The organism is Legionella quinlivanii (assembly GCF_900461555.1).
In the GTDB taxonomy this organism is placed as follows: Bacteria; Pseudomonadota; Gammaproteobacteria; order Legionellales; family Legionellaceae; genus Legionella_C; species Legionella_C quinlivanii.
Genome location: NZ_UGOX01000001.1, coordinates 3495624 through 3506419, shown reverse-complemented (window position 1 = coordinate 3506419; position 10796 = coordinate 3495624). Strand labels below are relative to the sequence as shown.

Below are 10796 nucleotides of genomic sequence, written 5' to 3'. Positions count from 1 at the left end.
AGAACACTCCTCATAACAAATTACATTGCAACACTTTGCAATGAATCAACGTAGTACTGCCATTAGATCCATCCTGCTTGTGGCAAGTCACCCAAAGGGGGGACGACATTTATTAGAAATATAAAATACCAACGAAAAAGCTTATAAATAGCTTGCGTTGAATAGTAAAAAAAATATTGGGGAACCAATTATACCTGTAGATAATGAAAAAAACAGACTTATCTACAAAAATTAAGCAAATTTTATTGAAGCCAAGAGATGGCATTCTAATCGGCTTAATCTAAAATCAGTACTGCCATATACTTCTAATACCGCCTGACAAGTCAATTCAGGTCCCCTCTTACCTCAGTACATATTGAGGCCAGCTTCAACATATTCCAGGCAATAATTCGCCGTTAGTACAATCAGTTTTCAGCAAATTTAGCTAATTCGACAAGCGGCTCCCCTTGTAATCGTACTGGAATTGAATCGTGTCGAAAAACACAATTCAGGCTGGTATAAAAATTCACCGCCTGTTCATTCCAGGAAAAGGTGTGCCATTCAAGGCGACAACATTCATTGTCAAGCGCAATTTGAGCAAGCCTGGATAAAAGAAGGGTCCCAAGACGATGATGCCGATGCGCTTCTGAAATAAACAGATCCTCAAGATATAGAGCCCGTGCTCCAACCGAAACGGAATAAGTATAATGATAGATGGCTAGACCGGCTACGGCATTGTTTTCCTCAGCCACCAATAGCGAAATATACTGCCTTTCAAAGGCATGATCTAATAGCTTTTCACGTGTCAAGCCATTGTCCTGGGGGAGTTTTTCTTCAAAAACAGCTAATTCTTTAAGAAGCGACAAAATGGCATCAATGTCGTTTATCTCAGCATCTCTTATTTTAATACTCATAAATGAACATAAAACAGCGAACTTTGAATGACTGTACGATATTAATAATAGTTTGTATATATGAGGCTATAAAATCTGTGTATAAAGCTGAATGAAATAAGTCTAAAAACGAATGCCACTAAAATACCAACAAAGCATTCCTCTGAAGATCAAGGTTTATAAACAAGATAGAAGTTTTATTAAATATCTGATTTTATTTAATTTTTATAAGTTATTAACAGATCTTGTGTCTCTATATAATAAACACAAAAGATAAACTATATAATTTTTTATTATTTACAGCCGGCCGCAAACAAAACAGGGATTTGACAGAATAATTAAACTCCACTATCATTGCCCACCTCTAAATCCTAAAGATCCGGTTTATTATGAAAAGAACTTTTCAACCTAGTAATTTGAAACGCAAGCGTGATCACGGTTTTCGTCAACGCATGTCAACTCGAGGTGGTCGTCTGGTATTAAAGCGCCGCCGAGCTAAAGGACGTAAACGTTTATCTGCCTAAGTGTATCGATTCACCAGAGCACGCCGGTTAACCAACAAAAAAGAATTTAATCGCGTGTTTAGTCAGGCTAACAAGACTGTAACATCGGATTTTGTAATACTTCATTGCAAAAGTACTGAGCAGTCTGCACGGATTGGGTTTGCCTTATCAAAAAAAGCAGTACCGCAAGCCTGCCATCGAAATCGCCTGAAACGCCTGTTGCGTGAAAGTTTCAGGCACAGCAGCCTGCCTGCTGTAGATATTGTAATTTTGGCGCGTCCTGGTGTAACTAATTCAAGCAATGAGTCAATTTGTACAAAACTGGGTTCAGCATGGGAAAAACTAACCAAATTTTACGCCAGTTAGCTGGAATACCAATCAGGCTGTATCAATTGCTCATTCGACCTGTTATGCGCCCATGCTGCCGGTTTTATCCGAGCTGTTCTGACTATGCCCTCTCAGCAATTCAACAATTTGGCATTTGCAAAGGAATATGGTACGCCATAGGCCGCTTGTTACGCTGCCATCCTTGGGCTGATGGAGGATTTGATCCTGTATTACCGAAAGAAGAGAAACCTTAATGGATACCCGACGAGTCGTGTTATACGCAGCCCTAGCGCTGGTAATTTATACCTTATGGACCAATTGGCAAATGGATTATCCTGCACCGCAAACTGTAAGCGCTGCCAATACATCCACATCCAGCGGCAATAAACTGCTGCCCAATATACCGGGAACTGAAACTAATACTTCCGGTTCAGCAATAAAAGAACCGGGCATTTCTTCTGATAATGAAAAAACCGGGCAATTAATCCATGTTAAAACCGATGTGTTTAACATGATGATTGATACCCGGCAAGGAGATGTTGTCCGTGCCAACTTGCTGAATTACCCCGTCAGTGTTTCCGAGCAGGATAAGCCGATCACAATTCTGAACGAGCAGCCTGATCAGCAGTATGTTGCGAACAGCAGCTTGTTTACTCATGACGGAAAGCAGATCGATACTCTCGATTTGAATTACACGGCTGCCAGTAATAATTATCAGCTGGAACCTGGGCAAAACAGTTTAGTAGTAACACTGGAAGGTCAAACCGCGAATGGTTTGAAAGTGAAGAAAACATTTACTTTCACTCGGGGTAGTTATCTGATTAACGTAGCCTATGTTATCAGCAATCAGGGGAATGAACCCTGGAAAGGCTATATGAACACGCAGTTGCTGCGGTCAACTCCTGAAGAAGATAAATCCAGCATGTTTCATGTAGGTTCTTATACAGGCGCTTCCTATTCTGTGCCAGGCCAATACAAGTATAAGAAAGTCAGCTTCAAGGATATGGATAAGAATAATTTGAATGCCCAGGCTGATGGCGGCTGGATTGCTATGCAGCAGCATTATTTTCTGAGTTCCTGGATTCCAGCTAAAGAAGCTAAAAACACAATTTATACCCGTGCCTCAGCGGGCGATTACACTATTGGTTCTGTAAGTCCGGCTATACAGGTGAATCCTGGGGAGTCAGAAAATATCGCCGCAGGCTTATACGTAGGTCCCGAAAATACTGAGGTACTCCAGGGAATAGCACCTGGGCTTGAGCTGACAGTAGACTATGGCTGGTTATGGTTTTTATCCTCAATCCTGTTTTCGATAATGAAGGCAATCCATTCGGTGCTGGGCAATTGGGGATGGTCTATTGTACTCGTTACCGTATTAATTAAACTGGCTTTTTACCGGCTATCAGCAAGCAGTTACAAGTCGATGGCAGGCATGCGCAAACTTCAGCCTAAATTACAGGCTTTGCGTGAGCGATATGGTGATGATAAGGCCAAGTTAAGTCAGGCTACGATGGAGCTTTATCGTGCAGAACAGGTCAATCCTTTAGGGGGCTGTTTACCTATTCTGGTACAGATTCCTGTCTTTATCGCTCTCTATTGGGTATTGCTTGAAAGCGTTGAACTGCGTCAGGCTCCCTTTATGTTCTGGATCAAAGACTTGTCTGCGGCTGATCCCTATCATGTACTGCCCATTATTATGGGAGCTACCATGCTGATTCAGCAAAGGCTCAACCCTGCTCCTCCCGATCCGACTCAGGCCAAAGTGATGATGTTTTTACCGGTATTGTTTACCGCGCTGTTCTGGAGTTTCCCAGCCGGTCTGGTCTTATACTGGATTGTGAATAATACATTGTCAATTTTGCAGCAATGGTATATCACGCGTAAGTACAGTGATGATAAACCAGTCAACAAAAAAATGGTTACCGTCAAATAAATGAATAATGACAGCATAGTTGCTATAGCCACTCCTCCTGGTCGCGGAGGAGTGGGTATTGTTCGAGTTTCCGGGCCTCTGGCTTATGAAATTGGACTTAAACTAAGCGGTCAGACTCAATTAATTCCGCGTCAGGCCATATACACCCGCTTCTATAATCTAAATCAGGAAATAATCGACCAAGGGCTGATTCTTTATTTTAAAAACCCTCATTCGTTTACTGGTGAAGAAGTGGTTGAGTTTCAGGGACATGGTTCTCCTGTGGTTCTGGATTATCTGGTAAATGAATGTTTGGCCTGTGGTGCAAGGCTGGCTCGCCCGGGCGAATTTTCCGAACGGGCTTTTTTAAATGATAAAATTGATCTGACTCAGGCAGAAGCAATTGCTGATCTGATTCATGCCAGTACGCTAACTGCTGCCAGAATGGCGGTTCGTTCTCTTCAGGGGGAGTTTTCTAAAAAAATTCATGCATTAAACGAGCAGATTATCCATTTGCGGATGTATGTCGAGGCTGCAATTGATTTTCCCGAGGAAGAAGTGGATTTTCTCAGTGACGGAAAAATTTTACAAAAATTGCAGTCTATTCTCACTGAATTACAATCTCTGCGTACCAATGCCAATCAGGGGGCTCTTTTAAGAGAGGGTCTTTCAATTGTGATAGTTGGCAAGCCCAACGCCGGTAAGTCCACATTAATAAATCATTTAGCGGGACGGGAAGTGGCAATCGTCACTGACATTGCTGGTACTACCCGTGACATCATGCGAGAAGAAGTATTGCTGGACGACCTGCCTGTTCATTTTATCGATACTGCCGGTCTTCGTGAAAGTGAAGATATCGTAGAGCAGGAAGGAATCAAACGCGCCTGGCAGGCAGTCAGACAAGCTGATTGTGTACTAATGATTATGGATATATCCACTGATCATGCAGATTGTACGATTAGTGAAGAAGTCAGAGCTAATCTTCCGCAGAATGTTCCTCTGGTGAAAGTGTTTAATAAAATTGATCTCAATCCTTCCGCTTTACCTGATAAAGAAGCAATCTACATTTCGGCAAAATCAGGGCAAGGGATAGAGGCATTAAAAACAAAAATAAAAGCCATTGTGGGCTATCAGGCATCCGAAGGCCAGTTCATTGCACGAAGAAGACATTTGCAAGCGCTCGAACAAGCCCATCAATTTCTTATCAAAGGCCTTGATCAACTAATAGATGTCAAAGCAGGCGAACTCCTCGCAGAAGATTTACGTCAGGCTCATCTGCAATTATGCGAAATCACTGGTGAGTTTAGCTCCGATGATCTGCTAGGAAAGATTTTTTCCAGTTTTTGTATTGGCAAATAAACACACATTTATTATCACTTCTCACAACCCGGCTAAACTATAGTAATAAAGAGCAATAAGGATGCGTAATGAAAACTCGGCCGGTCTACATCGCAGGGGGTATTCGTACCCCTTTTGTAAAATCAATGGGAAGTTATAGTGACATAAGCACCCAGGAGCTTATGATAGCCTCTCTCCAGGCATTGGTTAAAAAATTTAAACTGGAAAATCAGTTGGTTGGTGATGTAGCTCTTGGAGCGGTGATTACCAGTCCTTTTAACTGGAATTTATCAAGAGAGTGTGTGCTGGGAACCAGTTTAAATCCGGCAACACCAGGGTATACCTTGCAACGAGCCTGCGGTACCAGTCTTGAGGCCAGTCTGCAAATTGCTCTGAAAATTGCTAACTATCAGATAGAAGATGGCATTGCCGGCGGTGTCGACACCAACAGCGATTTTCCGGTGATGCTTCCGCGCTCCTTTAGTTTGAAATTAACGCAGCTTAAACAGGCGAAGGATTTTTCTTCAAAGCTTAAGGCCTTACTGGCGTTCAGGCCTTCTGATTTAAACCCTCAATATCCGGGGGTTGTAGAACCAAGAACCGGGCTATCAATGGGGCAGCACACTGAAAAAATGGTCAAGGAATGGCAGATCAGCAGAGAGGCGCAGGATGAGTTGACCTTGTTAAGTCATCAGCATGGTGCCAAGGCCTATGAGGAAGGCTTTTATGATGATTTGGTACTGGAATATATGGGATTAAAAAAAGACGGTATTTTACGAAGTAATGCGTCTTTGGAAAGTTTAGCCAGATTAAAACCGGTTTTTGATACGACCAGTGGAAAGGGCAGCCTTACTGCCGGAAACAGCACTCCACTTACGGATGGATCATCTGCTGTATACCTGCTTTCTGAGAGCCGCGCCAAAGAGCAGCATCTACCCATGCTGGCTCGTTTTGTCGATGCTGAGGTAGCTGCCGTCAATTTTGTTGCCGGCGAAGGCTTACTCATGGCGCCTACCATTGCGGTGAGTGAGTTATTGAAACGCAATCGTTTAACGCTTCAGAGTTTTGACTTTTATGAAATACATGAGGCATTTGCCGGGCAAGTTCTTTGTACTTTGAAAGCCTGGGAATCTGCGGAGTATTGCAAGCGGGTCTTATCCAGAAACAATGCAATGGGTTCAATTGATCGGACACTGCTGAATATTAAGGGGGGCAGCGTGGCTTTAGGCCATCCATTTGCAGCAACAGGAACCCGGATAGTAGCCAGTCTTGCCAAAATGCTGCATCAAAAAGGCAGTGGCCGGGGTTTAATTTCAATCTGTACCGCTGGAGGTATGGGGGTTGCGGCAATTCTTGAAGCAAGCTGAGTCAATCCGTAAATTGTTAATTGTTTTTCTATCGGCAGATTGAAAAAATAAAATACAGAAAGTCTTGTTTCTTGGCTTTAGCCATGATAAGTTATAAATTCGGCTTACTGCGCATTTTATGGATTGAACTATGGTTGACTCGGCATATACAAATTTCCTGAATCAAAAAAATCGTTTTTTTGAAAAACAACTGCAAACGACCGCTGCAGTGGAAGAGTATATGCGCCTTCATCTTAAAAACGAAGGTACCGAATTGGAGGACGAGGACAGTGAGGAAGATATTCTCAACTTTCGCTCCATTGCTCCCAACAAAACGTTGATAGAGCAGGAATTCTATGACATTCTCGGCAGCATAGATAAGAAGCTCTTAAAGCAGGAGAATGATGAACTATTAAAATGGGCTTATCATTGTGGTTTAATGCTCCAGGAAGTCTATGGGGCTTGCGCCTACGATCAATACTACCGCGACAGAGATAATAATCTGAAAAACAAGGCTGAGCTGTATGCACTACTTTGCCAACAGATTAAAAATCGTATTGATAAAAAAAATGTAGAAACGCGAAAAGCCCATGAATCATTTCTGGCGCATGTACTCAAAAAAATGAAGGAAGGTTTGCTTGATCTGGCAGAAACCCCTCTTCATTTATCTTTATTACGAAACAAAATTGCTTACTTAAACGTTTGCCGTCTTTATTGGGCATTTTGCCGCATGACTCTAAGCAGTGGCTTGAGGCTGGCTCGTGATACCCATGTGCTTGAAAAACTCGATAAACTGGTAGGTCATCACATTGATGCTGAAAAAATAATTCATACTTTTGAATTACCCAATTCAATTTTTCGTGCATTGAGCGTAGGTTTTTTTGCTTCACGTTTTATGCTTGATTCCCTGGCTTTAATTAAACATACTTTCTTCCCCTCTGAAGAAGAAAAATCAAGAACCAGAACCGAGAGGTTCATGGATGAACTGTACAAACGTCATTGCAATTTTTTAAATGACATCGTCTGGGCTACCGTAAACGGTATTACCAATTATAACAGTTTTTTCCATATCTCCGCTCCGGCTGCCGGCTGGATCACGGCTGGTTTTCTGGTCTTTGACGTGGCTATGATTATGTGGCGTCGCTTTCTTGCCCATCGGGAATACGATATTAAACGTAAGCAGTATGTGCAGGAGTTGGCTGATATTGAAGTTCGGTTGCTGAAGAAAAGCGATGTGGATGATAAAGAAAGCAGGCAGTTGAAAGCACGTCATGAAGCGGTCCGTGCCCAGCTTCGTGAACTGGATTTAAAATGGGAAGCAGCCAATGCCAAATTCTTATTTAATGCAGCTGCCGCCACTTTACTGGTGATGGGATTTTCTGCTGCCCTGCTATTCACCCCACCTGGAATTATTCTGGCGTCCTATGCGTTGTGTGCGGTCGCAGTGGGAATGTATTTATCAGCCGATGCCTTTGGCGAGTATCGTGAAAAGACATTAAGATTGCAGGAAGCTGTTGAATTAGCCAGACAGCATCGTGAGGATCCTTTCGATACCTTGCATGAGAGTGATTATTGGGCTGACCAATTAATCCTGGATGAGCGAGTCAGAAAACTGGTTCAGGAACACCAAAACGCCAGGCATGATTTTATTTATACAATGATTAAAAATACGGTAATGCCTGCATTAATTATCAGTACTTTAGCCATTTGTTGGCAGGCTGCTCTGGTAATCATTGCTGCTTATGCGGTTTATGAACTCGTGAATGCCTATCAAAGACATCAGCAGAAACAGGCTGCATTGCCTGCGCCGGAAGCCAGTGAGGAGGAAAAACTGCTGAAAGATCTCGAGGAGGCACCCCTTGAGGAATTGCATCTGGAAACCGCTGAGCTCAATAGAAGCTGTTGTTTCTAGCTTTATCCCCACTGCCCTTTAGTTACGGAAATTATTGTAGGTTGTGCCCTTGGCCCAACAAGGGCACAACCTACATCCTGATAGCAATAATCCTGTGTACCGCTGGTCCTTCATGTTTCCGGATACATTGCCTTCACTGCGGCAATATCTTTTTCGCTCAATTTAACTCGTTGACCGATTTCAACATTATCCATTAAAGGAATGATAGTTTTCTCACCGTTTTTTGAGAAAGCATAAGCGCCATAATGCATAATGGACAGATAATCGTATTCACCAAAATCCTTGCCATCTGTCAGTTGCTGGTCAAAATTATAGCGATGGTCTTCATCAATATTTTCCCAGACGATACGAATATAATTAGCACGATCCGCCCTTGATTGCTCATGCCACAAACCCAGAGCATGGCCTATTTCGTGAACTGTGTTCATAGTAGTGCAGCGGGGTGATAAATTAATTTCCTGCTTGCCGCCCATTTTACCCACATAGGACGAACAAGTAGTTCCTGCTGCTGGTATAAACGCGATATAATCTTTATATTCCGCACGATTTTTCGAGGTCAGCTCAACAAACTCAAGGGCAGTATATTGCTGCCAGTGGGCAATGGCTTGGAGAACCGCTAATTTGTTCATCAAGGGTAAATCTTCTGACATTTCAAAAGGTATCACGCCATGTGCCCAGCGATTGCCGCCAATTTTGGGACGAAATACTGCACCTGCTTTATCCAAATCACGGGTTTTGGCAAGTAGAATATCCCCTTCCGCCACTGCGAATTCATTGATTTTCTCATAGACAATGGTTCGACTGCCGAGCACCGGATCACTAACAATCATGTGGCCAAGATTCGCGGCATTAGCGATGGAAAAAATAAAGAGCAAACTGGAAATCCCTATTTTTTTTGTGATGGTCATCATTAAAGTCCTTATTAATAAAACGACACGGGATCTACTATTGCAGAAATTAAAAAAAAATTAAATAAATTGAGTCAATAAATTTTTATATTTATCGCTATAAATCATGGCCAGTTAACATAGTCTTTAAAATCCAAATCCGGTCGTAAAATGATCGGGCTTTGTGTATACACTTTTCCTTCAAGCATTCGTTGAATCTGCCGCTCGGAGGGACTATCCATTTGAATTTTCCACAAGTATTTGCTTAGTCGTACTGCATAAGGATCAGGCGGAGTAATTTCCAGGCCATTTTTAATAATTTCATTACCCACTACAATCGTTTCAATCTGACGCGCCTGGGCAGTGCAGTGTTCCAGACTACACCAGCCGTGCTGGTAATAATGGTCACAGCATATGGCGCGGCGCTCACAGCGTCCGCGTTCAAGATATTTTTTATAATAATCATTCCAGGCGATATCGATTAACTGCCGGTGTTTAAACCCCAGTCGCATGGCATTGACCATCACATGCTCAAGATGCTGGTAATCAATTACAGAACCTGTTATTAAAATATCCACATCCTGAGTCGGCCAGGATTCAAGCACCGCTCCGCAGAGCCAGTAGGTGTAGTGATCGACACCTTCAATGGCGAAAAATTCATCTCGCCAGGCATTTAAAAATTCAGGATCAGGAGGATACCAGGGAGTATTGGTTTCCAACTCGCCGCGAATATAGCTAAAAGCTTGTGCTTTCATTTTTAACTAAATAATTTATAATTACCGGCCAACTGCCCGCAGCCTAGTTTGTCCTTGCTCATCGGTCCAAAGGTATAGACTTTTTTAAGACCAAAGGATTGAACGCCGGCAGCCAGCGTTTCCAAAGTCTGTTGTTTAACTGCAATCAGCTGGTTCTGTTCTGCGAATTCAGTGGGATTAAGACAGGAAATTTTAAGCTCAATTTGACATCCCAGAATGTCGATGACTTTTTCCACCGTCCGTTTCAAATCGTCAAGCGAATTATTATAATTTTCCATCACGATATAATTGATCTTGATTGCGGTATCAGGTCGTTTAGCCATAAACATTTGAACATGCTGTAAAACGTCATGCAGATTATATTTGCTGCACTTACTATAGAGGTATTTTATTTTATCTTCATTCCAATGCGGAATTCCGACTTGAAGAGAGCGAAGCGGGAGTTCGGAGTCAGCCCAGCGTATTAATGCGCTGGGCAAGGCTCCCATGGTCGACATTTTGAATTGTAAATGGGGGTTTTGTTCCAGAAGTCTTGCTGAGGCTTCAATCAGCACATTCGTCATTAAGGTGGGTTCGCCAATCCCTGAATAAAATACGTCTTCACGAATCCTGTAGCTGGGAAAATCCCGGCGGTAAATAGCAATCAGAGTATTAACCTGCTCCACAATTTCCGAGACCGTCAATGCTTTAATTGGTGATAAGGTTCCGGAAGCGCAAAATAGACAGCCTACCGAGCAGCCAAAAGAAGTAGAGGGTTCAAACGCGATATTAAAAGGCTTTCCCTTATCCAGATGGAGATAATAAGAGGCTTCAATGAGCCTGCCAAAGCGCTTTGTTTTTAGCACAAACCGTTTGGCAATTTGTGTATTCCAGGCAGATCCTGCAAAAAAATATTCATCATTGATCGTTTCAATAACTTCATAAGCACTATTGGTCCATGTCAT

11 protein-coding genes are annotated in these 10796 nt (G+C 42.6%); 7 read left to right on the top strand and 4 right to left on the bottom strand.

Annotation, left to right across the window (positions count from 1 at the left end):
- Window positions 1–404: 404 nt before the first annotated feature.
- Window positions 405–893: a GNAT family N-acetyltransferase gene (locus DYH61_RS14965; RefSeq protein ID WP_058506922.1), complete on the bottom strand. Its 489-nt coding sequence runs from the start codon at window positions 891–893 to the stop codon at window positions 405–407.
- A gap of 368 nt (window positions 894–1261) precedes the next feature.
- Here DYH61_RS14965 and rpmH point away from each other — a divergent pair, with 368 nt between their 5' ends.
- The 7 genes from rpmH to DYH61_RS14935 all read left to right on the top strand — a co-directional run bounded on the left by rpmH (window position 1262) and on the right by DYH61_RS14935 (window position 8210).
- On the top strand, window positions 1262–1396 hold the full coding sequence (gene rpmH, locus DYH61_RS14960) for a 50S ribosomal protein L34 (RefSeq protein WP_028372496.1): 135 nt from the start codon (window positions 1262–1264) through the stop codon (window positions 1394–1396).
- Complete coding sequence (rnpA, locus tag DYH61_RS14955; RefSeq protein WP_058506923.1) at window positions 1397–1741, top strand: ribonuclease P protein component; 345 nt, start codon at window positions 1397–1399, stop codon at window positions 1739–1741. It abuts the gene before it with no gap.
- Window positions 1708–1956: a membrane protein insertion efficiency factor YidD gene (yidD, locus tag DYH61_RS14950; RefSeq protein ID WP_058506924.1), complete on the top strand. Its 249-nt coding sequence runs from the start codon at window positions 1708–1710 to the stop codon at window positions 1954–1956. The genes rnpA and yidD overlap by 34 nt, the downstream gene beginning before the upstream one ends.
- Entirely contained in the window at window positions 1956–3635 is a 1680-nt protein-coding gene (yidC, locus tag DYH61_RS15760; protein ID WP_058506925.1) for a membrane protein insertase YidC, read from the top strand. Before yidD ends, yidC begins: the two co-directional genes overlap by 1 nt.
- On the top strand, window positions 3636–4973 hold the full coding sequence (gene mnmE / locus DYH61_RS15755; RefSeq protein ID WP_058506926.1) for a tRNA uridine-5-carboxymethylaminomethyl(34) synthesis GTPase MnmE: 1338 nt from the start codon (window positions 3636–3638) through the stop codon (window positions 4971–4973).
- Between the two features lie 68 nt (window positions 4974–5041).
- Complete coding sequence (locus tag DYH61_RS14940) at window positions 5042–6319, top strand: acetyl-CoA C-acetyltransferase (RefSeq protein ID WP_058506927.1); 1278 nt, start codon at window positions 5042–5044, stop codon at window positions 6317–6319.
- A gap of 130 nt (window positions 6320–6449) precedes the next feature.
- Window positions 6450–8210 carry a hypothetical protein gene (locus tag DYH61_RS14935; protein WP_058506928.1) on the top strand — a complete coding sequence of 587 codons (1761 nt, stop codon included), beginning with the start codon at window positions 6450–6452 and terminating at the stop codon, window positions 8208–8210.
- A gap of 110 nt (window positions 8211–8320) precedes the next feature.
- On the opposite strand, the gene legP is transcribed toward DYH61_RS14935, so the two are convergent.
- The 3 genes from legP to DYH61_RS14920 form a co-directional block, all read right to left on the bottom strand.
- Window positions 8321–9121, bottom strand: coding sequence for a Dot/Icm T4SS effector Zinc-dependent metalloprotease LegP (legP, locus tag DYH61_RS14930; protein ID WP_269147557.1), 801 nt, complete (start codon window positions 9119–9121; stop codon window positions 8321–8323).
- A 101-nt stretch (window positions 9122–9222) separates the two neighbouring features.
- Complete coding sequence (locus DYH61_RS14925; RefSeq protein WP_058506930.1) at window positions 9223–9852, bottom strand: hypothetical protein; 630 nt, start codon at window positions 9850–9852, stop codon at window positions 9223–9225.
- Window positions 9853–9854: 2 nt separating this feature from the next.
- Window positions 9855–10796, bottom strand: a complete 942-nt coding sequence (locus DYH61_RS14920) for a radical SAM protein (protein WP_058506931.1) — start codon at window positions 10794–10796, stop codon at window positions 9855–9857.

Bases quoted from the DNA above. Each gene is read 5' to 3' on its own strand.
- DYH61_RS14935 (WP_058506928.1), top strand. From the start codon at position 6,450: ATGGTTGACTCGGCATATACAAATTTCCTGAATCAAAAAAATCGTTTT.
- mnmE (WP_058506926.1), top strand. From the start codon at position 3,636: ATGAATAATGACAGCATAGTTGCTATAGCCACTCCTCCTGGTCGCGGA.
- DYH61_RS14920 (WP_058506931.1), bottom strand. From the start codon at position 10,796: ATGACATGGACCAATAGTGCTTATGAAGTTATTGAAACGATCAATGAT.
- DYH61_RS14965 (WP_058506922.1), bottom strand. From the start codon at position 893: ATGAGTATTAAAATAAGAGATGCTGAGATAAACGACATTGATGCCATT.
- legP (WP_269147557.1), bottom strand. From the start codon at position 9,121: ATGATGACCATCACAAAAAAAATAGGGATTTCCAGTTTGCTCTTTATT.
- yidC (WP_058506925.1), top strand. From the start codon at position 1,956: ATGGATACCCGACGAGTCGTGTTATACGCAGCCCTAGCGCTGGTAATT.
- rpmH (WP_028372496.1), top strand. From the start codon at position 1,262: ATGAAAAGAACTTTTCAACCTAGTAATTTGAAACGCAAGCGTGATCAC.
- DYH61_RS14925 (WP_058506930.1), bottom strand. From the start codon at position 9,852: ATGAAAGCACAAGCTTTTAGCTATATTCGCGGCGAGTTGGAAACCAAT.
- yidD (WP_058506924.1), top strand. From the start codon at position 1,708: ATGGGAAAAACTAACCAAATTTTACGCCAGTTAGCTGGAATACCAATC.
- DYH61_RS14940 (WP_058506927.1), top strand. From the start codon at position 5,042: ATGAAAACTCGGCCGGTCTACATCGCAGGGGGTATTCGTACCCCTTTT.